Consider the following 24,602-nt stretch of genomic DNA (forward strand, 5'->3'; position numbering starts at 1 on the left):
TGTAGACAAAGTTCATTTTGTACTTAATGGAACAGGAATGTTATTTAAAGCTTTTTGGCAAGAGTTGAAAAGTCGAGGTAGTGCAGATAAGGATCTGTTACGAGCAGCTGGATTATCTGATAGTGCTATTAATGCATTTACTGGTGCTGGAGCTAAAATCGGTCACAATTTGAATGCTATTAAAATGCTAATTGGGGCATTTGGGAAAGAAGTGAAAAAACAAGGTAGTGCTGATATTGATTTATTAAAAGCTGCTGGTATATCTGATAATGCCATTAATGCTTTTACAAAAGCAGGAGCGAAGGTAAACCATAATCTAAACTCAATTAAATTATTATTAAAAGCATTCGGACAAGAAGTGAAAGCTGGCGGTACGGCTGATATTGACTTACTTGTTGCTGCTGGAATTCCCGTTGGGGCAATCGAAAAGGTTGTCTCTTTTGGTCGTGCCCTTAATAGTGCTTTAAATACAGTAAAAACAGTTATAAAGGGGTTTTCGTTGTCCTTTTCTGGTAACAGTGATGGGGCAATGCAACTTATGCAGGCGATGGGACTTAATGATAATTTAATTTCAATGGTAGTATCATTTGGCGAAAAGTTACGCTCGGCATTTGATTATGTTAAACAAGCAATAATTAATGCTTTCCATGGAGATTTCACACAAATAACTGATGTCTTTGTAAAGCTGATTCCGAGTATTATTGCAATTTTACTAGGTGGAGTTCCAGGCCTAATAATCGGGATCGCCACAATGTTTGCTCGCATGTCGGATGCGGCAGGTATTGGTGGAGAGGTATTGATACAAAAGTTTGGCGAAGTAATGAATAAATTTGTTGCTTGGTATGCAAATTTTGTTACTACTAAACTACCAGTATTTTTAGAACAAGGAATGCAAATTATCGTTAGCTTCATCCAAGGAATTCTGCAAGCTTTACCTCAGCTTGTTGAGACATATGCTCAAATCATGACAACGCTTATTACAACTTTGACGACTCAGCTGCCTCAAATCATTCAGACAGGAGTATCAATAATACAAACATTGGTGTTGGCGATAGTTCAGGCACTGCCTTATATGATGCAAGCATCTACTCAAATTATTAGCACTTTGATCCAAGGTATAACTCAATTGTTACCTATGCTAATAGATACAGGAATCCAAATAATTACTACTTTAGTACAGGCGATTCTCCCTTTAATACCTCAAGTTATAGATGCTGGGGTTCAAATTTTGTTAGCGATAGTTAATGGCATTATTCAAGTTTTACCGCAACTAATAGACTCTGCTATGCAAATCATAACAACATTATTGAATACAATTGTGCAGAATTTATCTTTAATTATTGATGCTGGTATTCAGATTTTAATGGCGTTAATTAATGGGATTCTACAGATCTTACCTCAATTAATTGATACAGCGTTGCAGGTTATCAATCAATTCATAACGATAATTTTGCAGAATTTGCCTCAGATTCTCGAGGCGGGAATGCAGATACTAATGAAATTGGTTGAGGGTATCATTCAAATGTTACCTCAAATTGTAGATGCAGTTATACAAATTATCACTAAATTTACTGAAGTTGTAGTCCAAAACCTTCCTAGAATCATAGATGCCGGGGTTCAGATTTTAACCAAACTTATTGAGGGGATTCTTAAAATGACACCTCAATTAGCTGGTGCCGCTCTCCAAGTTATGGCTAAGTTAATTGCAACTATTATTCAACACTTACCTCAGTTATTGTCTGCTGGTGTGCAATTGATAGAAGCTTTGATAAAAGGAATACTTAGTTTAATTGGAGCGGTATTTAATGCCGGAGTAGAAATAGGCGCTAAAATAATTGATTCTTTGCGTAAAGTCAATTTGTTCGATATAGGCGTAAATATTGTCAAAGGATTAATAAGTGGTATTGGATCCATGGTAGGTTCCGCTGTAGCTGCAGCAAGAGAATTAGGGAGTAGCGTAGCTGGTGCGGTAAAAGGAATTTTAAATATTCATTCTCCATCCCGTGTTATGAGAGACTTAGGTATTTACACTGGTCAAGGGCTAGTTAAAGGTATTGGATCCATGGAGAACCCAGTATATAGGGCAGCGAAAGAAATGGCTGTAATAGTTAAGGATGCATTCGATTCATTATCAGAAGGGATAGTACTCGGAGATGTGTCAATGGGGACTGTTTCAGGACCTGTAATTCCAATGGTTTCTGCTGGTTATAAAACACCTTCTAGCATATCAAATGTGTCGTCTACTTCTGGATTTAGTGGCGCAACTTTAAGTAAATCTACAAATGAATCTAGACCGTCAAATAACGTTCAAAATGCTACTCCTGCTGTTATTGAAAATGTAATTGTTATTGATAGCACTGAAGTAGTAAGAGCAATCGGAGACAAGATAGACGTAGACCAGGGGAAACGAATTGTAAATCAATCATTTGTTATGGGACAAAAGGGAGGATGGTGATTAAATGTCTGAAGTAATTACATTAGGAACGACAGTACAAACATTAAGTGGGAAAAAGTATGTATTAGAAGAACTAGGCATCATGACAAGAGATTTTAATCCGCAGTCACCATCGCCTGTTCATAACTTTGAGACTGTTGAAAATAGAAATGGAACTATTGATAGAGGAACAGTTTATGGCCAACGTACTATCAACTGTTCTTTTTATTTTAAAGCAGTTGATATGTGGGATTATGCATTACTACGAGATGAAGTATTTCGTATATTTGATAGTAGAGAAGCTTTCTATATCATAGATCAACGAAATCCGGGCAAGCGATGGCTTGTAAAATATAGTTCACCTTACAGTATCGATCAGAATTGGAAATACGGGTTCTTTGAAATTGATTTTGTAACTGTGAAACTACCATTTGCAGAATCAATTGGAAAAACCACTGACCCAAATACATTTGATTCTAATCTTTGGCAAATTGGACAGGGGTTAATTGCAGAAGATACAAAGTACACGCATAATACAACATCCTTCCGTATCTATAATGCAGGTGATGTTACGATTGACCCGAAGGAAATGCCATTAAAAATTATTTATACAGGATGGTCTGAACAATTAACAATTAAGAATTTAACAACAGGTGATATATGGAGCTATGGAAAATCCACAGTAATTGAGAGTTCGCAAATTATATTAGATGGGGTTAAGTCTTATCGTCCTGGCGTAGGTAGTATCTTTAAAGACACGAATTGGAAGTTAATCACACTAAAACCGGGTTGGAATGATTTTGTGTTATCTGGCGCTTCAGGTAACTTCAAAATTGAATTTGATTTCCGGTTTTATTATTTGTAGGTGGGTGAAGTCATGTTATTAGTTACAGGAATAAATGGACAAACAGAGATGCTTTGCGACTTCAAGGAAGTAAGAAGAAAACGAAGAGTCAATGGAGAACATTCTCTTAATTTCTATCAGCTAAACACTCCAGAAGCAGCGCATGCGTATAAATTGCTAGATAAACGTTCCATAGTTACAATTCCCGAAACAGGTGATGAATATATTGTACTTGGTATATCTAAAGTGGGGCATTATGGAAAAAGGATTAACGCAATGCATGTATTTCTTGACGGTTTTATCAGCCAACATAAATATGAATTACTGAACGGAACCGTTAATTTTAAACAATTCTGCGACTTCTTATTTGTGGGTAGTGGATGGACATACATTATAAACGGTGCATTTGCTCCACAACGTTTTGAAAACTTTGGGAGAGATTCTAAGCTTTCATTGCTGCAAAAAGGGCTAGAAAGATATAAAGCTGAGTTTTCCATTGATAACAAGAATAAAATTATTACATTTAAAAATGAGATAGGCAAAACTACAGAATCACAGTTCAGGTATGGACATAATCTACAAACTTTCAATGAAGAAACGGATATGTCAAACTTTTGTACAGTTATTAGAGGATTTGGAAAAAGGGATGACGAGACAGAGTTTTCCGTTGAATATAAATCGCCATTAGTAAGTGTATACGGTGAAATTCATCAAAAGTCGATTGATGATGATCGTTATAAGTATGAAAGTTCTTTATTAGAAGCATGTAAAAACAATTTAAATGATACACCTCTAACGAAATTTAACGTATCCGTTTCGGATTTATACGAAAATGGTTTACAAATGCATCCATACGATTATGGCGACTATGTATATATGCTTTATGAAGAGGCAGAGGTAGCTGTTCAGATACGAATCGTTGAGGTTATAGACGACCCAGTAAATAATAGTATTTCACCAACATTTGAATTATCGACTTTTAAAACGTTACGAACTGCAAGTGCAATTCAAGCGCAATTTCAACAGACTCAAAGAGACATTCAACAATTGATGGATGATGAAGGCAATTTAAGCTTAGCTTTAAAACGCTTGTACATGAATACAGAAACATTCGCTGATAACACTGGAGTTTGGTATATAGATCCAGAAGATAAAAATAGATACGTCCATATTGGTGCAGGAGGCCTCGATGTTCATCGTGGTCTTGTTCGCGTTGAACGGGAAGATGGATATGCGACTGTTATTGGCGGTGTATTACAGCATTCGTTTGATATACAAGGTGCATTTCCTCCGTTTACTTCATCAGCTGTGGAAATATTTTCGTGGTGGTGGAGAACGAAATTTACAGAGTACGCTACAGACTGTCAGTATTACTCGTTCGAACATAAGAGCCGTTATCTTCGTGTTGAAATAGTTCAAAGGAGTGATTCTGGTTGGTGCTATATGACTGTGGAACGAGGTGGCGGTGGTACACCAATTGAGGTGCTTGCTACTTCTGCGACACAAGATAACAGTCCGAAAGGAATAGCGAAAACTATGATTATTGATTTAGGTGTTCCGACAGGGCAAAAAATGGATTGTTATATTCGGTTACGAAGCGAAAAAGGAGAATGGGCATATGGTCGTGTAGTACGAATGACGTTGGAAGGATAATGTTATTAATAACAATCTAGTATTAAAAAAACTATAAAAAACGAATTTTATATAAAACAAACTTTAGGAGGAATCATTTATGAAACCAGTTCAAATTTATTTAGGAGTTCCACAAACAGCTAAACTACAAGTATATGATGTTAAAACTGGTAAACAAGTAACCATCAAACAGATGATTATAACTAACACAAATGAAACTGATGCGAAACTTACAGTCACAGTGAATACAACTGATATTATGAAGGGGTTAATAGTTAATCCGGGCGAAACAAAGTTTATTGATCTAACAGTTGTATTGAATGAGAACAATACGCTTTCATTACAACAAGATAAAGAAAATGCTATTAATGTAATGATTAGTGGGTATATAGAGGAATCGGCAACTCCAGCAATTCCTTATCAGTAAGACAGGTATATAACCTGTCTTTACTTTTTATATAGAGAACAAGTAGGTAAGGAAAGACGGTGATAAATTTGGTTCAATTTAATAAGATAGGAAATAACAACTTTGGATCGGGATTTAAAAATGAGCAGAATGAAAATTGGACAAAGTTAGAAGGAATATGCAACGATTTTGAACAACAAAATGAAGCGACTAGCAAAGAAATCGAAAGGATTAATTCCCTAGCTACATCTGTTGATGCTTCAACCTTGCATCCATTCTTATTAGCTGACTTTAATGGAAAAAAGAATGTAGTACCTATAGCTTCATCTTTCGAAAGCGGCGCGGCAGCATGGTTAACTTATAATGTAACTAATTTTTATATGGCCAATTCTCCAATTGAAGTTAGTTCGGATTTTTACACAGAAAGCCCAAATATAAGTCAAGTGAAAATAAAAGTCATTAACGGCGATAGTATTAGTAATATTGGACCAGTAGCATTAAACTCAGAAATTACTCCTGTTACTAAAAAAAGAATTCATCAATTAAATTTTAAAAATAGTTTCAAAGAAGATTGTAATTTTGTGCATGTCTTCATTTGGGCTTATGCTATTGATATCAATAAGCAAACAGAATTCTTTTATAAAAATATTAAAACAACTATTTTTGGTCAAAGTATTTCACCCGTCAGAATTACCACTTATCCGGAAAAAAATGGTAGTGTTATTGATACAAAAAACTTGCCGGTCCAATTGTCTTTAGAGAAAGATCTACCTGGAAAAATCAATAGTGAGCTAACAACAAGAACTTCTTCTCTTAAGGGATTTGATATCAAAGCGAAAGGTAATGCATTAAACAAAACGAAGGTACAACTAGATTTTGTATTTGATGTATCGTCATTAGGATTAACGACGGAAGATATTTTTTCATTCCAAGCAGATGTAAGTTCAACGGATTCAAATGTAATCCAATTAGAAAGTCAGTACTTTTTTAATAATGGGGCAGCGCCAGGAGATTCCAGTGGTACACAATTACCTCCTAGTGGAGTTAAATCATATAAAACTCCTCGAATGAATTATATGTATATAGATAATGTTAGAGCGGCACAACAAAAATATATACATTGTTTCCTTAATGTGATTTTAAGTGACGGTACTACGTTAACTAATTTTAAAGTAAACAATGTAAGTATTACAATCCGAGGAAATACTTATGTGTACTCCAAAGTAGAAAATAATATTTTGTATAGAGCTAACCCTGAAGACTATATAGCTTATAAAGAATTTCCTGATGAAAATTTAGTTACATTTGGAGAATTGCCATCTTATGTTGTTATAAACAATCTAGTAGGGAAAAAAATCAATTTACTAGGAGATTCAATAACAGCTGGACATACGCTTGGGTTTTCAAACACTTGGGGGTATGCAATTGCAAAACGTAACAAAATGAATGTACGAAACTATGGTATTAACGGGACGTGTTTAGCCGGAACATCAAACGCTTCAGGTGCAAGTATGGCAACGCGTTATGTAGATATGGATAACGAATCAGATTATATCATTGTTATGGGCGGAACGAATGATCAAGGGAGTGGGAATATCCCTATTGGTACAGATGATGATGTGACTGTTGACACATTTAAAGGTGCTTTAAATGTATTGTGTAAAGGATTAATAGAAAAATACCCGAAATCAAAAATCGGATTTATGACACCTTATCATAATCATAATAACGCTAATGGTAACGGGGCAAAAATTATAGATTATGTGAACGCGATTATTGAGATATGTGGTAACTATGGGATACCGGTTTTAGATAATTATAGAAGTGGTGGATTATTACCGGTTAACGCTGTTCAAAGAAGTGCGTTAATGATGCCAGATGGTATTCATCCAACAGCAGAAGGTCATCAATTTATAAGTAAAAGAATTGAATGGTTTATCAATTCTCTTTAATTTTTCTACAAAATACGGCTTTGAGTAAAAATTCAATTCATAGATCAAGAGGAGCGATTTCGCTTCTCTTTTTATTTTGAGGAGATGATCATTGTGAAACGAATAGTAGACCAAGCAATTTATGAAAAGCATGTTAGCCAAGAAAACAAAAACCTAGTCAAAGATTTTCTAATCGAAAAGAAAGCACAAGGGAAAGCGGCAAGCACTTTAAAACAATACAATTGGGATTTACGAATTATTTTGTTTCTAATACATGAACACTTCGAAAATAAAAATCTAACTGAATTAACACGTAAAGATATTCGAAACTTATCTATTATTTTTCAAGAGCTGGGAATGTCTAATGCACGTGTGAATGGATTAATGAGTGCATTGCGTTCAGCACTTGAATTTTGTGCGGACGATGATGACTATGAGTATGAATTTAATGTAGGTTCACGGGTCCGCGGATTACCTAAGAATCCAGTCAGAGAAATCACTTTTATAACTGAAGAACAAATTGAGTGGTTAATCGATGAATTACTTAAACAAGAGAAATATATGTTAGCAACCTATTTAGCGCTTTCTTACTACAGTGCAGCAAGGAAGAATGAAGTTTACCAAGTTCAAAAAGAAGAACTAACAGAACGTTATTTTACGAATGTAGTACGTGGTAAGCGAGGTAAGAAATTCAGATTGTATTATAATCCCCGAGTACAGAAATGTATTCGTTTATATATAGAACAGCGCGGTAAAGATGCTATTCCAGATTTGTTCGTACGAGTTTATAAGAATGGTGAACGAAAACTTTTAAATAAGAGCGCATTTAATTACTGGTGCAAGATATTTTCTAAGATGTTATACGAAAAAGAAGGTAAGGAATATAAAATGAATCCTCACTGTTTTCGTCATAGCAGATTAGATAATTTAAAAGTGCAAGGTGTACCACTCGAAAAATTAAAATCACTTGCAAATCATTCGGATATTTCGACAACACAATCCTATTTAAAAGATAGGAGTGAGGAAGATATTGCAGATATTTTCGGAATGGATCCAAGTTGCTTTGCAGCTTAAAAGGAGGCTTAATAAATGCCAGAACAAAAACATGATGACTTTAAGGAATTATTAGTTGGATTAACAAGGGTGGAAACAAAGTTAGATACGCTTGGTAACGTTAAGGATGTTGCAATTGAAGCGCAGCAATCAGCGAAAAGTGCTCATTTGAGGATTGATCGATTAGATAAATTCGTATTTTGGATTGGTACTACAGTAGTTGGAGCTATTATCACTGGTGGGATAATGGCTCTTTTTAAATTCGCAGGGAAGTGATCGTATATACGGTCACTTTTTTTATTGAAAGGAGGTGAGGTTATGAAAAACTTTGATGCAGCTTCAATTAGTCGTTATGTCGTATTAGTAATCGCTGTGATTAACAGTGTTTTGAATCTTATTGGGTACCAAACGATTGATGACAAAATTACAAACGATTTAGTGGCAGTAATTACAGGAGCTTTCACTCTATATATGGCATGGAAGAACAACTATTTAAGCAATAAAGGATTACAACAAAAAGATGTATTACAAAAAAATAACTTACACTAAAAGGAGATGTTGAACAATGGGTTGTTTTGCAGGATCAGGTGGTCACAATAGTATCGTGCAAGGTGCAAATAGCGCTTATGGGAAAGAACATGTGGAGGATAGAAGGTTTCTTGACGCAGTTGCTAAATATGTACAAGCAGCGGGATGGAAATATGTGAATTGTTCTGACGAAGTAGGAACGACAAAATACGATGTTTGGAATAATGCAGCCAATAACCATTTACGTGTAGTGGATAGTGATGTAGATTTACAGTTTCATTTAAATGCCACTCCAGGCGGTACAGGTTGTGAAGTGTGGTTACATCCTTCATACGGAAATAGAGAATTGGCGGCAAAGATTTCAAAGGCAATGGCTGATGCATTTGGATTGAGGGATCGAGGGATTAAATTTTCTACGGATTTAGGATGGATTAATAAAACTAAGACTGGATTACTCCCTGAAATTTGCTTTATCGATAATGAAATAGATATGCAAAAATACCGTGCTAATTTTGATAAGGCAGCTAAAGCGGTAGCTGAGGTTATTGTTGGCAAATCAATTCAAGCAAACCCAAATGATGGAGGAGTGGAGATTATCGTGAATAAATTTAGTAAAGTTGTTACGTATGAATTTGGTACAGCGTTAGTACCTGAGATGTTAGGAATGATGGATGCTCTTGGGTATGAATCTCGTATTATCTCATATGGAGATAAACAAGGATTAGTTAGATTTGAAACAGCATACCGCCAAGGGAATGAACTAGATCGAGCAACAGCATGGTTAGATGCTAGAGGACTTGACTACTTCTATACAAAAGAATAGTTTGATGAACAAAAATAAGAGCCGTCCTGTGGGCGGCTTTTTTTATTTGAGAAAATACTTTATGTACACGCAATATTTTTATGTTCCCGACATATAGCTAATAGCGTATAGCGCGCTTATAGCTAACTAACAAGTCCACTGCCAAAGTAGGGCTATTTTTTATGCTTTTTTGGTAATAGCGGTACTATCGTTTTACATAGTCCAAAAGTCATCAAAGTCTATATTTCTACCTGTAAGTTTTCTTAATGCTTTAATGATTTTTTGCCCATTCTTCATAGAAGGAGAAAAAGCATCCCCTTGACATATCCTGCTGACAGTCCCTCTATTCACACCACTTTCTCTTACTACGTCTTGTTGTGAAATTCCATTTTTGTCTAAGAATTTACCGAATTTAGATCTGCGTTTACCTAAACCGAACATGATTAAACGCTCCCTTTTATTTTTTGTAATCAGCCTGTCCAAAAATCAAACTTTCTAAACTTCAAAAAAGATTGAATATTGTTCAAGCAGCACGAAATACCTTTTAACAAAGCGATATCACCGCTACTACCAAAAGGGAGTGTTGTAAATGGCTAAATTCAGTAAACCAGTGGCTTTTAATGAGAAGAACGAGAAAGATAGATTAATGTTACAACACGTTAAACGTCGTAATTTTAGCGGATACGTGAAGAAATTAATTTGGGAAGCTATGAGTCTTACAGAAGTAGAAAAAGAGCATACAGAGCAATCTGAACAGCCAAAAGTACAAATTAAAGAAATTAAAACAGAAAAAGCATTCACTCCTGCTGCACCTTCAAAGCCAAAAACGCAACCAACTGCATCCGAACGGATCCAACAACTTAAATCACAAACAAAGAAGCAGCAAACTTCTCCAAGTTCACTGCCATTTATGCCATCTAGCCCGCGAAAATATTAACTAATGTACCGATAATTGCTCCTACTGTTACAGCAATAGCTACATGCATTGTTAATCCCTCCAATTTTAAGGATTTACCGTTAGTATGTCCTGTTAAAAAAAATAACATGTGAGAGGTGTACATCATGGCGAAAACAGAGGTAATACCGTTCAGTTCGTTTATGGATGGCAGTTACAAAAATAAGGAGAAAAGTGATATTACTGTATTAAAAAGAGTTACTACCGGTACTATCGGTTCACTTATCATGATCCTACCCAAAGCAGCATTTGCAGCTACTGTTAATAGCACTTTTGGAAACGTCCACGGGGCCATCATGAACGGATTTGATGCAGGAGTAGTACTTGTCATTATGTTTTCGGGAGCAAGTTGGGCCTTGGGACATCGTACGAAGGCGTTAGAAATCCTCATAGGCGTTTCTTGTGGTTACATCTTGTCGAGACATGCGATAGATATCCGTGATTTCTTAAAAGGGATATAAGGAGGGCACATCATGAAATTCATCTTAAATGGTGGTCAAATGGTTTTAGCAAATGCAAGTGGTTATATCGGTGAAAAGGCAAAGGAAGGTTCATTTATGGATATACTAAACGATTTTAGTGATAGCATCGTTCATACAGAAATAGAGTTCATTCTAAAACCAATTGGCCACTTCATTAAAGAATGCGGTACGTTGCTTTGGGATTGGTTTATTGTGAGTCTTCCTGATTTGATGGGATATACCACAATAGCGGCAGGTGCATTTATTATCATTTCATCTATGTTAGGGAAAGGAAGCTTAATGAAAACGGTAAGTTGGTACACAGCTCTTTTAATTCTTGCACTTACAATACTTGGAGGTGTTTAAAGTGGATGAGAAGAAAGAAGAGTTTTTACCGGATCAGGAGCAGAAATTTTATTACCCAGCGCTTTATCTTGGTGGTGTTCCAGCCGAGATACCGAAAAAGAGAAAGAAGTGGTGGAAACGTACTGAAACAATAGCATGGTCTGATTTCTTTCAAACAGAGAAAAACAAAATGGTTGTGTATCGTATTATTCCGCACAGTAATGTTACAAATAGCACTCGTAGACTATGGAAAGCTATTTATAAGATGTATGAAATGTATGAGTCACCAGGGACGCGTTTGGAAAGGGATGGATTACGTTTTGTATATCGTGAAAAGGATCTGTTTTGGTTCGATGTGATATTTAAACAAGAGAATGGACAGAAGAGGATCGAGTTTTATGTATCTACATCGGAATACCAAGCAACTAAGTTGAAACGAAAATTAGAAAATAAGATGAGTGTCACCATAAAAGAAGCTTCTCTTGAGCAAATACAAGTCCCGGAAGAAAATACGATCATCCAGGAGTTAAAGTATCTAAAACACGATATATTCAGCTTGAACACAAACATGAATGAACAAAAGACACCTATTGCAGCAGTTATGAACACGATAGACGAATTACAATTTGATGGAGACTTTGCAAGGCTAAGTATCTGTAATGAAGCAGAGAACCGTCAAAAGTGGATAAAGAACGCGTCTTGGGCTTACGAAAAATTATCTAAAGGGAAAGTTCCTCAACGCGCTACATTGAACTCTAAAATGATTATAGGTGCCTCTAAAAAGACGATTGGTGGATTCGTGAATGAGGTCAATTATTTGATATCTGATTTATTTAATGCACTATCCAATACGTTTTTTAAAAGCGATAAGTCATACTCTAAAGAAAAGGTAATCGACAAACCATTTAGTTTAGAAGATGAGATAAACTCACGTCATATTAGTACTGCTAGTCGTGAAAAGTTAAATAATCCAACATTCAAAAGCCATATACGAATCGCAGCGCATTCACAAGACCGCCTGACTCGTGAAACGATGAGTGAAACCTTATCCCTATCATTTAGCGAAATAGCTGATAATAACGAGCTACATGGCGTCAAAATTAACATAAAGAGTAAGAAGAAAGAAATTATTCAAGAGTTAAATACATTACATCTCTCCAAACGCACGAAAATGAACGGTAACGCGAATTTAATCTCAACTGATGAAATGGCTAAGTTAGCAATGCAAATGCCTACAGCAGAACTGCAAAGACGATATGAAGAAGCGTTGAGTGTGAAGAAAAGAACAGAAACGGATATTCCAAGTGTGCTATGTGATCCGAATGGTATTCATTTAGGTGAAAGCGAATTGAAAGATAAGAAAATACCAATCTACTTTCCTGTTAAGAATCCTGATGAATTGTATAAAGGTTACACGTTTATCGGTCAACAGGGTTCTGGTAAAGACACCGCAATTAAAAATTGGGTAGTAGACGGATGTTTAAATCATGGTATTAGCGCCATTATCCCTGAGGTGATTTGCGAAGTAGGAGAGCGTGGTATGGCTGACGGTATAAGAGATGCTCTGCCTCCAGATAAAATAATAGATATTGATTTAAGTGATGAAAATTACATTGTTCCTATGGATCTTACTGAAGTAATTACAAAATTAGGACGCAAGGGTGCAAGTAGGTTTGCAGATGAAGTAACAGATTTCTTTGGCGATATGGAGAAAATGGCTCGTTCTAAACGTTATTTAAAAGCCGCAGCAAAGGCAGCAGGTGGATCTTTATTTAATATCAAGAGAATTATAGAGGATGAAGGGTTTCGTATAAGTGTAATTGAGCAGCTGCTCCAGGAAGGGAATAAAAGATTAGCAGAAGAGTTACTTTCATGGGGAACGAATGAAGAACTAGGAAGCAAAGCTGATGCGGTATTAAATAGATTAGATGATTTCTTTGGTAACGACACTTTATTTGATATCTTTTCACAGGAACCAAAGAAAGAGGTAGATTTCGCTAAATGGATGCAGGAAGGGAAGGTTGTTATTATCCGCATCCCAAACCGTAAATTAGGTGAGTTAGCATCTAAAACGCTTGTCCACTGGATTACATTAAAAACATTTATGACACGCATGCTAATGAGTAAAGAAGAACAGAGCCGGGGGTGTTTCGTTGTATTTAATGAGCCGGAGCAATACGCAACAGAGGGATTAACTAAACTCATGGGTCGTATTGGTACAGAAGGACGCAAGGAACGTCTTGGAGCGTTATATGCATTCCATCATTGGAATAAGTTGCCGCACTCTTTACAAGAGAATTTACAAGGCGGTGGAGTACAACAAATTCTATTTTCAAATGATCACATTAAAACATTTGAGTTGTCCCAACATCGATTAGAACCAACTATATCGATAGATGATGCAGCAAGATTACCACGATTCCATGCAATTATTTCTGTAAGAGCTGGCGGTGATCTACAACATGCGTTCATCTGTAAAATGAAACCGCCAGTTGAGCAGAAATATAGTAACTCTTCCCTAACTAAACAGCACACCCAGTTGTACGGTCGAAGATGGGAAGAGTTACAAGGTTAAAAGTAAACTGTAAAACTATATGAATGGGGAGGCTTGTCTTATGTTATCTAGTGATAATCAAAAGGGTAATCATGCAAAAACAATAGAATGCGAATGGTGTAAAAATAAAATACGTAAAGGGGAATGAGTAATAAATAGTTCAGAATTCGGTATCAGTCACGGCATCTATCACGATGAGTGTTATAAAGAGTTTTTAGCAAATGAGTTTTCGTATGATTATGGAAGATGGGGAAAAGATATTACAGAAGAAGATTTGTAGTCCTATATGATAGGGCTTTTTTCTTTGCAGGAAAAACTTAATCATCATTGAATACTCTCACTAGGAGGTGTTGTGACGTTATGACGGACGAAATTGTTTATTCCGCTAGTGAAGTATATAAACGACTAGGAATAAGTGATAGCACCCTTAGAAAGTACATGGAAGTATTATCACGCGAAGGATTCGCAGTGAAGAAGGATAATCGTGGCAGACGCCAATACACAGACAGTGACATTATGGTTATTGAGAAACTAATTGAGCTTAGTAAGCATGACGGTATGACGTTAGAGAAGGCAGCGAAGATGATTGCGCAGCAAATAGAGAAAGTTAATCCGGATCTAATTCAAGAAGAAGCTGAGGAAACGGATTTAGTGCCATTCCACATTAAACAGCAATTACAGCAGCAGTACGGCGTTATGGCGCAAGAAATGAAACAAGGTATGTTGGCAATGGAGAAACGATTAAGTGAGCAGGCAAAGCAAAGTAACGAGGAAATCAAGGCAAGTGTAGAAGCACATAATGAACGAGTGGAAAAACGATTGGAAGCGCGGGATGAAACCCTTATGAAGACGCTGCGTGAGATGCAGGAAACGAAGAGATTGATGCAAGAGTTTCGTGATGAGGTTGCTGCTGCGAAAGAGAAGAAAAAGCCCTGGTGGAAGTTCTGGTGAGAATCTAATTACTTAAAACAATAAGCCCTGCTTTCTGTAGGGCTTATTTTCGTATAGACAGTATGTCGTTTAAATTATTTTGTTCATTTGAATTCAATTTATTGGCAACATAGTAGTCTAACATTTCATCAATAAGCTCATAATTTTTCATGTCTTTCATTGTGCAAATAGCTTTTATTTTATTAAGCGTTTCAGGTGATACTTTTATGTTTTTTCTCTCTGTTGTTGACAAGGACTTCTTTACCTTTGTTACAGGGTTTTCTTGAACAGGTACAGGTGTTACAGTCACTAAGTATTGTTTATCCAAATTAATCACTCCTAGTTTTATTTTTATAAATTTATAATTTTATACTTTTATAAATTTATAAAAATATTTATGTAGAATAGGTATAAATAATATACCTATTCTCGACTTTTCTTCACTTCAAGTACTTGTTTTACAGCGTTTTTTACTAACTTTTGCTTTGGCGCAGGTAGTGAAGCGACTTTTTCTTCGATTAACATATTTATTACTTCATAAATTTTCATATCTTCAATTGTAGCCAGTGTAGATATTGCCGTGTGTGTCTCTAATGAGACACGGAAAGATTTTGGTAACTCTTTCGTAGTAAGTTTTCTCTTCGGTTTTTCAAAGAGCTTATCATCATCAGGAAAACTACGTTCTTGATTTTCTTTACTTTCGGGTGTAAAGGTTACTGATCCTTCTGTTTTCTTTCTTCTCATCCCAAGTTGTTCTTTATCTATATTCAATTTGTTATCCATTTACTGTTGTCATTCCTTCCAAAATCTCAATTCTTTTTTCAACTTCGCCTGCAATATTTTGGTATACAGTATGAACGTTTTTATCATGAACATCTTTCAGATTATAAGTAATTCCCGTTCTATCAAATCTCTTTAAACGTGCCATCTGTTTAATGATGTTATTGAATACATTAGCTTTGCCAAAAATCTCTTCTGCTTCTTGAAGAATATCTTTGTCGATTTCGTTACCGTTTTGCATTAGCACAGGTAACGCACCAATAATTTCTAATGGTAAATTGTAATCATCTGCTAGCGAGAATACATGTTCAACGTATTTCTGAGCACCTTTTAATGATCTTTCTTGTGTTTGTAAAATAACCATTACATAGTCACTAGCGACTAAGGCACTGTCTGCAAATTTATTTAATTGTGGTGGCACATCAATAAAAATATAATCATAATTTTCTTTGATTGTACTTAACTGTTTTGCGAAATATGTATCTTGTGAGAAGTCATCTTCAAAATTTCTGAACAAGAATTTCTCATATGTTTGTAAATCCTCATAAGAAGGAAGCAAGTCCAAATTAGGTAGTACATTAATCAACGCACTTTGTAAGTTCGCATCTATAAGAGCCATTGCTAATGTTCTTTTAAATTCCGGTTCAATTGAATATACTTTCTTCATTGTGTTGAATAGTAAATCAGTCGCATTTGCTTGTGGATCTAAATCTACTAATAAAGTTTTCTTTCCTTGTTTTGCGAATGTATAAGCTAACATTACAGCGTTCGTAGTCTTCCCAACTCCACCTTTGAAGTTACCAGTTGTGATAACCTTGCACATTTTCCGTCACCTCGTAAAAAAAAGTTTTTTTATACTTTTATAAATTTATAATTTGATTTTATAACACAACATACCTACGGTAAAGTATAATTTTATACTTTTATACTTTTATAAAAAATTTAATATTAATTTATAAACAGAAAATAGTTTGTAAAATGTATTTTTAAAAGAGCGTATTATCAAGGTTTACCGACTCTTTTTTTATAAAAGTATAAGATTATAATTTTATAAAAGTATAAATTTATAAAAAATGTATCATTATATTTTTGAAAAACTAGGTTTTTATAAAAGTATAAAATTATAAAAGTATAAAAATGGAATTGGATTTTTACATAGAGGGGAATGTAATCCACTTATAGAGGTATTTACAAAGAAAAAAGCTTGTTGTAACGTAATAAACAACAAGCAACATTCTACAAAACAAAACATAATTTGATATTTTACATAAACGAAGATCATGAAGATTGACGAGATAAATTAAAGACAATTGAATATGAACACAAAACAAAAAGCCACTCCCGTATGCTAATGGCTACCAACCTTTAGCGGGAATGACTAGCTCTAGCAAGTGTACCACCACTTGTCTAGAAAAAACTGTTTTAACCGACAGTATTAACGTTTAGGTAGTGTACCACCACTAACCTTAAACAACTATGCCTTTTCACGAGGCTTCTTTGATATACCCATTTTATCTATTGTTTGGATAAATATCAACTAGTAAATACTAGTTTTGATTATTTTATAGTCCAAAAGATATATAACGGGCATCTCTAAACCTAGAAGTCTTGTGAACGTACAGGATATTTTAGGAATTGGGGATGCCTTTTTGTTTTGGTTCGCGTGGAATTGCCTGAAACCACGTAAATAAAAACTGATAAGCCGTAATTCCGTGCTTCTATATAGAGGGAACGTGTTACGTGCGTGGCTAGCTGTTGGTCGTGCAGGGGGTACAGAGTATGCGCCTACAAAAACAGCACCCCTCATTGGAATCCTGTTCTTCTGGTGAGGGAGGGCGAGAACTTGCCCAGGGACGATTCTCTAAAAGGTTCGGGTGGTTATCGTTAGCATTACGGTGCTAGGGAGTACATTCAGTTTGTCGTGTAGGGACGATATTACAAGGACAAGCCATAGTAAAAGGATGTATGCGGTGAAAATCGCTGAGTGAACAGGGTCTATACATACGGATACCTTATAAGTGACCGCATGGCGAAAACAAGACGCTTATCCATCTATTTTGATCGATTACTTTTTTTGTGATCTTTCAAAGTAGGGGATAAATCTGCCTTCCAGCCGTGTTCCATAATCGTTCCCACATGATAAAAACTCTCAAGACCTTCAGTCAAGATTAATTACGAAGAAAAGCAGAAAAATATGAGATTGTTTAATACTTAGGGGAACTACTCGCTAAGATAGAGGAATAAATAAAGGATTTACTACTTACTTGGTTAGAGGATAAGGGAACGGATGGTAGAATAGGCCTTATTGCTGAATTTGGTTTTACACAATAGATATAGTACGTGAAATTTTTAGATGAAACTATTGAATTAGACTGTTGTTGATTTAAATTAATATAATAAGTTTGTAGGAGAATTTAAAAGTTTTTTCAAATAATGTAACATACATCTCCGGGTTTTGAGGGTGGTGTATGGTATAATAGATGTATATAAAAAACATCCCATGTATTGGCGTACGAAGGGATGTTAAAGGTGGTGAATACATATGGATGCAGTCACTGTAACAGCGGTATGTGCAATACTCATGGTTGTAATGGGAATGATTAACCTGAGTAAAGAAAAAAAGTAATAGTTTTATCTAAAGTCTTTCAGTGTTGGCGCACTGAGAGGCTTCTTTTTTATCTTCATCTTTATCTTTACCTAAAGTATATCATGCTATGCAGCATAACTTCAACAATTGTATTAGATAAAGAAAAGACACCCTAAGGTGCCTTCCTCCGACTTGAACTACATTAATTTGAATAATTTACATTGGATTACCATCCAAATATTGGAGTTTTTATGTTATACTGTAATTACCTAAGTTATTATTGCACATGGGATTCCCTTTCCCTGTGCTTTTTTATTTTAAAGATTAATGATGATCTTTTTCTTACTCCAGAAATTAGGTGTGAATTGTAATTTTAATTTCTCACCGATAGGTTGTTCAAATGCAATAGTTCCTGCCACTTGTCCTTTGGGCGCTAATTGGCCAGAATTAAGTGCGGTATTTTGATTGATCATTGATAAGGTCGGTCTAGTGATATTACCTTGGCTATTTCTCATTTCGAAGTCAAGCGTATTGTATGAGATGTCCTCTTTTCCACCATTATAGATGTTTACTGCTACCAATATGTATTCATGCCCTTGTCTTGGTTTATCGAATTCTCCACCAGGAGATTTTTTAACTTCGGTTACAGTTAGTCTGTGATCACCTAATTTAATAGTCTCACCAATCGAATATTCTTTTTTTGAATCTTTTTCAGCATCTTTAACCTCTTGACCTTGGGCTGTAACCTCTTGAGCTTGGTATTTAGTTTTCGGATCACCAAATACTAATATCAAAGCACAAAAAAATAAGAAAGAACCGACTAAAATGAAGCTCCCCCACCCGATATACTCCCAAACCTTTGATTTCTTTTCAACTTCCACCCGATATACTCCCAAACCTTTGATTTCTTTTCAACTTCCACCCGATATACTCCCAAACCTTTGATTTCTTTTCAACTTCCACCCGTATTTCTCCCCTTATATATTAGATTTTTATAATAAAATAGTATCAAAATTCCCATAATTTGAATATGTATTTTTGGATAGAACAAAATAAAGCGCTCTATCGAGCGCTACAAATTAATTAGAATCGAGGTTTTGATAAATCTAAAGATTCTTCTTTCTTTTCTTCTGTTTTTGGTTCTGATGTTGCAGCAGCCTCAGATTGCATGCTTTTTAACATATTCGGATCAATATTAACTTGGACTGTATTGACATTATTTACATTGTTAGTTCCGCCAGTACGAGCAGCAAATAAAGCATTCTTGTAGTCCACACGTCCGCTAAGTAAGAATAGATCAATAAACCACAGAAAACCGAATCCCCCAACAGTGAGAAGATTCAAAATACCCATACCGATATCCCCGACATAGAATCTCCCCGCACCTAAGAATCCAAGGAAAATATGTAATAAATACGCAATACCTTTAGATTTCATTCTGTTCACTCCGTCCCTAAAATATAAAATGTAAGATTTCTAGAACATAATAACAGAAACGGTTACAACTATTTTGTCATATTTTGTCGAAGAAAAATAAAAAACAGGACCAATTAGTCCTGTTGGTTGGATTTGTGATATTTTGTAAATTTTTACCACTATCCAATGGAAACCTTTTCTTCTACAATGTACTTAAATCAGAATATATCTTGATTATCTTCAAGCATATCGATTAATACGGAGACTTGCTTACAGAAACGTTCTCTCTGATGTTCATTCAACGCCGTATACGTTGTTTGAACATTGGATAATAGTTCTTGTAGCGGTTCATCTTCAAAATCGTTCTTGAACCCAATAAGCACGTCTACAGATACGTTGAAGAAGGAGGCGATACTAACCAAAGTGTCTATGTCTGGTTGATATCGATCAGTTTCCCAGTTCTTGATTTGGCTCCTGCTCAAGTTTAACTTGTGGGAAAGTTGCTCTTGAGTTAAGCCACGTGACTTCCTTAGTTTTTTTAGAATCTGTCCAAAGTGTCTCATAGTTTAAAGTATAAATACTAAACAACTATACTACTATTTATGGGCGTTTAACTACCTTTAATGATAAAATGGTAGTTAAAGTTTCTGTTTTTAGAAATAAAAATAAGAACTAGTGTTCTCATTTTGAATGTTTAGTGGTAAAATATGCATGTGAGGTCTTCGAACGTTCCATGCATATTTGCATATTTTATTTTCGTTGCAGCTGGTAAACGTTGGTATATAACGGTTTTACAACTTTCTCAATATTTATCTGATAACTGCATGACTGAAATTTGCCAAAAATGTGATATTATGAAAATAATAAAATAAACGGACGTAAAAAAGACCCATGACTGTGCAAGTGGTGCTACCAACACCCTTACACCGTCCTCCCTAAACCAGGTAGGGAAAACACTTGTCATAAGTCTCATACATAATTATAACACACAACCTAGATATAATGACACGTTTTCCTGTAAATGTAAGAATCTAGGGTAACGTGTCTTTTTTGTCCAACAAGGAGGACAAAAGTGCATGCAAGCGTTATTAAACAAAATTCATAATGATTTATATGCAGCAGGAATTACAAACGAGGCGTTATCGGAAATATGGGGAGTGGCACCAAGTAATGTTTCAAGAGTATTCAACGGACATACGCAAATAAGTTTTTGTTATTTATCAAAGACTCTACTAAGTTTATATGAAGATCAAGTATTAAGAAGAGATCTTGTTCAAAAGTATTTACAATTTGCGAAACCTGAAAACATTAAAGAAGCGATGGAGTATTTGTCTTTCCGTGGCGAATTTGAAATGTTACAAGGATTAATAATTAAAGAGAAAGAACGCATTACATTAAAAAGAGAAGAAAAAGAGAAAAATAAAGAAAAGTACACACCTAGTGTGGATGAAGAATGGATTAATGTTTACGAATTGATTTACCGTAGGCATACAGAAGGCGAAAAGTTTAGTTTAGAAGAATTCGATGAAGAATTAGAAGAAATGAGATTCGAGGTAAGTACTAAAGAAATGGGAGTGCTAATCGATATTCTTAGGTGCCAAACTGCATATCAATTGCGCGATTACAGGACATTACTTAAGAGAATGAAAAAGATTGAAAAAAGGTTATCTAAAGTGAAAAACAAATTTCTTCGCGCTAGTTTTTCTGTAAGATTAAAAGAAGGTATGAACGCAGTATTACTGATGGATGATAAAGTATTGGAAATAAGAAAGAATTCATTCGAATTATTAGAAATATGTAGTAGCGAACTTAATTTTTACATCCAAAAAGCTAACGCACATTATAATATTGCGGAATCATACATCTTTGAAAACTTCGTCCAATCGAACTACCATTTCGAAAAAGCACTACATGTGTTAAGTGAATCCCCTTATAGCCAAGAGGTTGCGAGAAAAAGGAAAGCGATCGAAAGAACCTTAAACTTCTTGAAGATTTATCACGCAAAAGATTTGGACAATTTAACAGGGGATTTAGATTATCCAGAACAAGCTTTTTTAGCGATAAGACAAGGGAATAATAAGCTAGCTCTGAAAATACTTGGAGACATAGAAAGAGAAAAAGGTTATTTAAATGAATTCTCGACATTTTACTTAGGTCTTGCTAAAAATGATGTTCGACTTATAGAGAAATCCTTAGAGATGTTTATTAAAAATAATAACAATTTTTATGCTAAATTACCTAAGATTTACTTGGGTATAGATTGAAAAAATGGTATAATATACTTGGGTGATAAAAATGAAAAAACTACTTTCTATTATCTCCGTTCTTGCTGTATTAGGAGTATTTACATTAAGTAATACTTACGTTCAGAAAGAACAGAGTAACCAAGTAGCCGTTGAAAAAACTGCTGAAGTTCAGCGCATGATGACTGATCCAGGCGGCGGCGGCTGGTAAGAATTTAAATATATGTATTGAATGACATCGTCTATTAAATAGGCGGTGTCATTCTTGTTTTACGAAGAAATTGCGTTTTTTAAAAAAATGAGGGGAAATGCAATTATTGTGAATTATTCACAAACCAAATAAAAAGATGCTGGGGGAATTAGGGATGACGAAAGAACAATTAGTGAGAATGGCTGCAAAATTAGGGTTAAAACAGGGGAATCCTAAAGCGGAGGATATTCTAAAGATTGTCCTTGATGAATCATATAAAGAAAAACCAAATACATAAAAAAAAGAAGACTGCCGTGCTTGGTAGTCTTCTTTAATTAGTTATTCTTTTTATTTTGCATGTAAGTAACATACATTTCTAATTGCTCCCAAGCTTTCTTTCGCTCATCCTCTGGAAGACTCTCAATTAATGACATTATGTTTTTACCTTCTTCAGAGACAACTTTGTCTTCTTCTTCATTTAGTTCAGGGTCTTCTGATCTCCCTAATAAATAATCTGTAGTTACTCCGAAATAATCCGCTATCTTTTCTAATGATTCTCGCCCAGGTGATTTTTTACCCTTTTCAAAATAAGAAATAGCCATCTTAGATACACCAATAGCATTACCTAATTGCTCTTGCGTAATCTTACTATTCTTCCTGAGTTCTTTAATCTTTTCCCCGATCAACATTAACGTCCCCTTTATATAAAGTGTTTATGATACCTAAAGTATAAAGTAAACATAGTGTTTACCACAAGATAAAATTTATTCGAGTTTTTTTAAAAAAAGTACTTGAAATAAACTTGAGGTTTACTTATAATGAAATCACAGGCAACGAAGGGAGGAAATAACTTGCATCAGTTAAAACTTAAACGACTAGAAAAAGGGATGTCTTGCCAAGACGTTGCCGATAAAGTCGGAATCACTAAAATGCACTACTGGTATATCGAAAACAACAAAAGAACATTAAAAATAGACTTAGCATATAAAATCGCAGTAGCTCTTGAGGAAGATCCGAAAGAACTTTTTTTTAACAATTGAAGTAAACCTAAGATTTACAAAATGGAAGGAGTAAACCAAATGAATAAACTTGAAAAATTCTCACATAACATGTTCGGTAACTTAGAAATTCTTATTAAAGAGGGAAAGGAATTCTTTCCGGCAACATCTGTTGCAAAGGCGCTTGGGTATTCAAATCCGCACAAAGCAATAAAAGATCATTGTAAACCTGAAGGGGTGAACGAATCGTTAGTCCCTACTAATAGTGGTATACAAACAAAGAAATTCATCAATGAACCCAATTTATACCGCTTAATCGTCAAATCAAAACTTCCACAAGCGGAACAGTTCGAAAAGTGGGTGTTTGAAGAAGTACTTCCTTCTATTAGAAAACACGGAGCATACATGACAGATCAAGTCCTGGAACAAGCGGTAACTAATCCAGACTTTGCAATCGGTCTTCTCACTAAATTAAAAGAAGAGAAAGAAAAGCTTGCAGCAGCACAACAACAAATCGTACAACAACAACCGTTGGTAACATTCGCAGAAGCGTGCATGCAGTCGAATGAATCGCTGAAAGTAAGTGAAGTCGCTAAGTTAGCAGCTAAACACAATATCAAAATCGGGCAACGTCAGTTATTCGCAAAACTTAGAGAATGGAACTTAATGTTTAAGCGATCTACTGAACCAACTCAGACAGCAGTTGAAAAAGGATACTTTGAAATCGCACAAGGTGTTAAACAGAAGCCGAGTGGTGAACCATTCACATGGACAACGACATACGTAACACCAAAAGGACAAGCCTACATCATAGACCGACTGAAGAAAGAACAGGAACAGGAGGCGGTTTAAATGATGGAAGAAAGCACATTCTCACATTTAATGATTCTGGTAATTGTCATTTTAGTCGCAGGATTTATTCATCTGATGGATTGGATAGACAAAAGGTTTATGAAGGATGAAAAGTGATGGATAGACAGCAGCGGGACAAAGAAGAGAAAGCGAACATTATCAAAATGATACGTGATTTAAAAGAAAAAGGGTTACATAGAAGTGCATATAGGATTTGGGAAATGCATAAGGAGTTTATTACCCTAGCTAAATAGGACAAGCGTTGTGCTTGTCATCATGATCAGGAGCGGACACCCTTCCTCCTCCACCTCGTTTCTGGTCATGATGATGCGTACAGCATCAAAACAAAATAAAAACCATTCGACTACGCCTAATCGAATGGTTTGAGAAACAACAGATTATTATGTACCTCTATTATACAACGTTGTTTCTTCCAAGTAAATAAGGAGGAATGTGGAAATGATTGAAAATGGAATATTAATTGGTAATCATCATGACTCATCAGCTATTGATTCTATTGGTAATTGTGAAGGATGCTCTCAAGAGATTTATTTGGGTGAAGAGTACTTGGATTTTGACGGAGATTACATCCATAACTCAACGGAATGTGTTGAAGAGTATGTAGTTGAGAATTCAATTACGAAAGTTGCAGGTGAATAAG

At 35.2% G+C, this 24,602-nt stretch carries 28 protein-coding genes; 20 read left to right on the top strand and 8 right to left on the bottom strand.

Annotated features, from left to right (window positions below):
• The 9 genes from ACTFRN_RS26360 to ACTFRN_RS26400 all read left to right on the top strand — a co-directional run.
• Positions 1-2,455, top strand: a 2,455-nt coding sequence (locus ACTFRN_RS26360; RefSeq protein ID WP_440038681.1) for a phage tail protein, incomplete at its 5' end; no start/stop codon positions are given.
• 4 nt (positions 2,456-2,459) lie between these two features.
• Positions 2,460-3,299 carry a phage tail family protein gene (locus ACTFRN_RS26365; protein WP_065383442.1) on the top strand — a complete coding sequence of 280 codons (840 nt, stop codon included), beginning with the start codon at positions 2,460-2,462 and terminating at the stop codon, positions 3,297-3,299.
• 12 nt (positions 3,300-3,311) lie between these two features.
• Positions 3,312-4,931: a phage tail protein gene (locus tag ACTFRN_RS26370; protein ID WP_065383443.1), complete on the top strand. Its 1,620-nt coding sequence runs from the start codon at positions 3,312-3,314 to the stop codon at positions 4,929-4,931.
• Positions 4,932-5,010: 79 nt separating this feature from the next.
• Positions 5,011-5,337, top strand: coding sequence for a hypothetical protein (locus ACTFRN_RS26375; protein ID WP_088106217.1), 327 nt, complete (start codon positions 5,011-5,013; stop codon positions 5,335-5,337).
• Positions 5,338-5,405: 68 nt separating this feature from the next.
• Positions 5,406-7,268: an SGNH/GDSL hydrolase family protein gene (locus ACTFRN_RS26380; protein WP_088106218.1), complete on the top strand. Its 1,863-nt coding sequence runs from the start codon at positions 5,406-5,408 to the stop codon at positions 7,266-7,268.
• A gap of 93 nt (positions 7,269-7,361) precedes the next feature.
• Entirely contained in the window at positions 7,362-8,321 is a 960-nt protein-coding gene (locus ACTFRN_RS26385) for a tyrosine-type recombinase/integrase (RefSeq protein WP_046940543.1), read from the top strand.
• A gap of 15 nt (positions 8,322-8,336) precedes the next feature.
• Entirely contained in the window at positions 8,337-8,576 is a 240-nt protein-coding gene (locus ACTFRN_RS26390; RefSeq protein WP_001115041.1) for a hemolysin XhlA family protein, read from the top strand.
• Positions 8,577-8,618: 42 nt separating this feature from the next.
• A complete protein-coding gene (locus ACTFRN_RS26395; protein ID WP_000787571.1) occupies positions 8,619-8,849 on the top strand; it encodes a phage holin in 231 nt (76 codons plus the stop codon).
• 16 nt (positions 8,850-8,865) lie between these two features.
• Positions 8,866-9,651: an N-acetylmuramoyl-L-alanine amidase C-terminal domain-containing protein gene (locus ACTFRN_RS26400; protein WP_088106219.1), complete on the top strand. Its 786-nt coding sequence runs from the start codon at positions 8,866-8,868 to the stop codon at positions 9,649-9,651.
• A gap of 192 nt (positions 9,652-9,843) precedes the next feature.
• Here the strand turns inward: ACTFRN_RS26400 and ACTFRN_RS26405 are convergent, their stop codons facing one another.
• Entirely contained in the window at positions 9,844-10,071 is a 228-nt protein-coding gene (locus ACTFRN_RS26405) for a helix-turn-helix transcriptional regulator (protein WP_088106220.1), read from the bottom strand.
• Between the two features lie 148 nt (positions 10,072-10,219).
• Here ACTFRN_RS26405 and ACTFRN_RS26410 point away from each other — a divergent pair, with 148 nt between their 5' ends.
• The 5 genes from ACTFRN_RS26410 to ACTFRN_RS26430 all read left to right on the top strand — a co-directional run bounded on the left by ACTFRN_RS26410 (position 10,220) and on the right by ACTFRN_RS26430 (position 14,896).
• A complete protein-coding gene (locus ACTFRN_RS26410; RefSeq protein WP_088106221.1) occupies positions 10,220-10,567 on the top strand; it encodes a hypothetical protein in 348 nt (115 codons plus the stop codon).
• Positions 10,568-10,692: 125 nt separating this feature from the next.
• Entirely contained in the window at positions 10,693-11,046 is a 354-nt protein-coding gene (locus ACTFRN_RS26415) for a glycosyltransferase (RefSeq protein ID WP_088106222.1), read from the top strand.
• Positions 11,047-11,058: 12 nt separating this feature from the next.
• On the top strand, positions 11,059-11,412 hold the full coding sequence (locus tag ACTFRN_RS26420) for a hypothetical protein (RefSeq protein ID WP_088106223.1): 354 nt from the start codon (positions 11,059-11,061) through the stop codon (positions 11,410-11,412).
• Position 11,413: 1 nt separating this feature from the next.
• Positions 11,414-13,966 (top strand): ATP-binding protein, encoded by a 2,553-nt coding sequence (locus tag ACTFRN_RS26425; RefSeq protein WP_088106224.1) that lies wholly within the window; start codon positions 11,414-11,416, stop codon positions 13,964-13,966.
• Positions 13,967-14,305: 339 nt separating this feature from the next.
• Positions 14,306-14,896: a DUF3967 domain-containing protein gene (locus tag ACTFRN_RS26430; RefSeq protein WP_088106225.1), complete on the top strand. Its 591-nt coding sequence runs from the start codon at positions 14,306-14,308 to the stop codon at positions 14,894-14,896.
• 43 nt (positions 14,897-14,939) lie between these two features.
• On the opposite strand, the gene ACTFRN_RS26435 is transcribed toward ACTFRN_RS26430, so the two are convergent.
• From ACTFRN_RS26435 to ACTFRN_RS26460, 6 genes are all read right to left on the bottom strand, one after another.
• Positions 14,940-15,203: a hypothetical protein gene (locus ACTFRN_RS26435; protein ID WP_088106226.1), complete on the bottom strand. Its 264-nt coding sequence runs from the start codon at positions 15,201-15,203 to the stop codon at positions 14,940-14,942.
• A 95-nt stretch (positions 15,204-15,298) separates the two neighbouring features.
• Entirely contained in the window at positions 15,299-15,658 is a 360-nt protein-coding gene (locus tag ACTFRN_RS26440) for a hypothetical protein (RefSeq protein WP_000369031.1), read from the bottom strand.
• The gene (locus ACTFRN_RS26445) at positions 15,651-16,478 is read right to left on the bottom strand and encodes a ParA family protein (protein WP_033691957.1); all 828 of its coding nucleotides are present in this window, start codon (positions 16,476-16,478) and stop codon (positions 15,651-15,653) included. The genes ACTFRN_RS26440 and ACTFRN_RS26445 overlap by 8 nt, the downstream gene beginning before the upstream one ends.
• A gap of 2,081 nt (positions 16,479-18,559) precedes the next feature.
• Positions 18,560-19,123, bottom strand: a complete 564-nt coding sequence (locus tag ACTFRN_RS26450; protein ID WP_242302958.1) for a DUF4352 domain-containing protein — start codon at positions 19,121-19,123, stop codon at positions 18,560-18,562.
• A gap of 202 nt (positions 19,124-19,325) precedes the next feature.
• Entirely contained in the window at positions 19,326-19,679 is a 354-nt protein-coding gene (locus tag ACTFRN_RS26455; protein ID WP_134656518.1) for a TM2 domain-containing protein, read from the bottom strand.
• Between the two features lie 197 nt (positions 19,680-19,876).
• Complete coding sequence (locus tag ACTFRN_RS26460; RefSeq protein WP_242302957.1) at positions 19,877-20,221, bottom strand: helix-turn-helix domain-containing protein; 345 nt, start codon at positions 20,219-20,221, stop codon at positions 19,877-19,879.
• Positions 20,222-20,734: 513 nt separating this feature from the next.
• Here ACTFRN_RS26460 and ACTFRN_RS26465 point away from each other — a divergent pair.
• The 3 genes from ACTFRN_RS26465 to ACTFRN_RS26475 all read left to right on the top strand — a co-directional run bounded on the left by ACTFRN_RS26465 (position 20,735) and on the right by ACTFRN_RS26475 (position 22,389).
• Complete coding sequence (locus ACTFRN_RS26465) at positions 20,735-21,922, top strand: AimR family lysis-lysogeny pheromone receptor (protein WP_061184879.1); 1,188 nt, start codon at positions 20,735-20,737, stop codon at positions 21,920-21,922.
• A gap of 31 nt (positions 21,923-21,953) precedes the next feature.
• Positions 21,954-22,112: a hypothetical protein gene (locus ACTFRN_RS26470; RefSeq protein WP_000735458.1), complete on the top strand. Its 159-nt coding sequence runs from the start codon at positions 21,954-21,956 to the stop codon at positions 22,110-22,112.
• 154 nt (positions 22,113-22,266) lie between these two features.
• Positions 22,267-22,389, top strand: coding sequence for a hypothetical protein (locus ACTFRN_RS26475; RefSeq protein WP_002170420.1), 123 nt, complete (start codon positions 22,267-22,269; stop codon positions 22,387-22,389).
• A 37-nt stretch (positions 22,390-22,426) separates the two neighbouring features.
• On the opposite strand, the gene ACTFRN_RS26480 is transcribed toward ACTFRN_RS26475, so the two are convergent.
• On the bottom strand, positions 22,427-22,777 hold the full coding sequence (locus tag ACTFRN_RS26480) for a helix-turn-helix domain-containing protein (RefSeq protein ID WP_050552172.1): 351 nt from the start codon (positions 22,775-22,777) through the stop codon (positions 22,427-22,429).
• Positions 22,778-22,909: 132 nt separating this feature from the next.
• Here ACTFRN_RS26480 and ACTFRN_RS26485 point away from each other — a divergent pair, with 132 nt between their 5' ends.
• The 3 genes from ACTFRN_RS26485 to ACTFRN_RS26495 all read left to right on the top strand — a co-directional run bounded on the left by ACTFRN_RS26485 (position 22,910) and on the right by ACTFRN_RS26495 (position 24,601).
• Positions 22,910-23,131, top strand: a complete 222-nt coding sequence (locus tag ACTFRN_RS26485) for a helix-turn-helix transcriptional regulator (protein WP_002004084.1) — start codon at positions 22,910-22,912, stop codon at positions 23,129-23,131.
• A 39-nt stretch (positions 23,132-23,170) separates the two neighbouring features.
• The gene (locus ACTFRN_RS26490; protein ID WP_270704664.1) at positions 23,171-23,941 is read left to right on the top strand and encodes a phage antirepressor KilAC domain-containing protein; all 771 of its coding nucleotides are present in this window, start codon (positions 23,171-23,173) and stop codon (positions 23,939-23,941) included.
• A 459-nt stretch (positions 23,942-24,400) separates the two neighbouring features.
• Positions 24,401-24,601 (top strand): hypothetical protein, encoded by a 201-nt coding sequence (locus ACTFRN_RS26495; protein ID WP_252213252.1) that lies wholly within the window; start codon positions 24,401-24,403, stop codon positions 24,599-24,601.
• Position 24,602: the final 1 nt, after the last annotated feature.

This window comes from Bacillus cereus group sp. MYBK245-2 (assembly GCF_051916145.1).
Taxonomy (GTDB): Bacteria; Bacillota; Bacilli; order Bacillales; family Bacillaceae_G; genus Bacillus_A; species Bacillus_A pacificus.

Bases quoted from the DNA above. Each gene is read 5' to 3' on its own strand.
- ACTFRN_RS26495 (WP_252213252.1), top strand. From the start codon at position 24,401: ATGATTGAAAATGGAATATTAATTGGTAATCATCATGACTCATCAGCT.
- ACTFRN_RS26365 (WP_065383442.1), top strand. From the start codon at position 2,460: ATGTCTGAAGTAATTACATTAGGAACGACAGTACAAACATTAAGTGGG.
- ACTFRN_RS26485 (WP_002004084.1), top strand. From the start codon at position 22,910: ATGAAATCACAGGCAACGAAGGGAGGAAATAACTTGCATCAGTTAAAA.
- ACTFRN_RS26465 (WP_061184879.1), top strand. From the start codon at position 20,735: ATGCAAGCGTTATTAAACAAAATTCATAATGATTTATATGCAGCAGGA.
- ACTFRN_RS26475 (WP_002170420.1), top strand. From the start codon at position 22,267: ATGACGAAAGAACAATTAGTGAGAATGGCTGCAAAATTAGGGTTAAAA.
- ACTFRN_RS26395 (WP_000787571.1), top strand. From the start codon at position 8,619: ATGAAAAACTTTGATGCAGCTTCAATTAGTCGTTATGTCGTATTAGTA.
- ACTFRN_RS26375 (WP_088106217.1), top strand. From the start codon at position 5,011: ATGAAACCAGTTCAAATTTATTTAGGAGTTCCACAAACAGCTAAACTA.
- ACTFRN_RS26390 (WP_001115041.1), top strand. From the start codon at position 8,337: ATGCCAGAACAAAAACATGATGACTTTAAGGAATTATTAGTTGGATTA.
- ACTFRN_RS26490 (WP_270704664.1), top strand. From the start codon at position 23,171: ATGAATAAACTTGAAAAATTCTCACATAACATGTTCGGTAACTTAGAA.
- ACTFRN_RS26405 (WP_088106220.1), bottom strand. From the start codon at position 10,071: ATGTTCGGTTTAGGTAAACGCAGATCTAAATTCGGTAAATTCTTAGAC.
- ACTFRN_RS26460 (WP_242302957.1), bottom strand. From the start codon at position 20,221: ATGAGACACTTTGGACAGATTCTAAAAAAACTAAGGAAGTCACGTGGC.
- ACTFRN_RS26420 (WP_088106223.1), top strand. From the start codon at position 11,059: ATGAAATTCATCTTAAATGGTGGTCAAATGGTTTTAGCAAATGCAAGT.
- ACTFRN_RS26445 (WP_033691957.1), bottom strand. From the start codon at position 16,478: ATGTGCAAGGTTATCACAACTGGTAACTTCAAAGGTGGAGTTGGGAAG.
- ACTFRN_RS26400 (WP_088106219.1), top strand. From the start codon at position 8,866: ATGGGTTGTTTTGCAGGATCAGGTGGTCACAATAGTATCGTGCAAGGT.
- ACTFRN_RS26370 (WP_065383443.1), top strand. From the start codon at position 3,312: ATGTTATTAGTTACAGGAATAAATGGACAAACAGAGATGCTTTGCGAC.
- ACTFRN_RS26430 (WP_088106225.1), top strand. From the start codon at position 14,306: ATGACGGACGAAATTGTTTATTCCGCTAGTGAAGTATATAAACGACTA.
- ACTFRN_RS26440 (WP_000369031.1), bottom strand. From the start codon at position 15,658: ATGGATAACAAATTGAATATAGATAAAGAACAACTTGGGATGAGAAGA.
- ACTFRN_RS26455 (WP_134656518.1), bottom strand. From the start codon at position 19,679: ATGAAATCTAAAGGTATTGCGTATTTATTACATATTTTCCTTGGATTC.
- ACTFRN_RS26415 (WP_088106222.1), top strand. From the start codon at position 10,693: ATGGCGAAAACAGAGGTAATACCGTTCAGTTCGTTTATGGATGGCAGT.
- ACTFRN_RS26470 (WP_000735458.1), top strand. From the start codon at position 21,954: ATGAAAAAACTACTTTCTATTATCTCCGTTCTTGCTGTATTAGGAGTA.
- ACTFRN_RS26410 (WP_088106221.1), top strand. From the start codon at position 10,220: ATGGCTAAATTCAGTAAACCAGTGGCTTTTAATGAGAAGAACGAGAAA.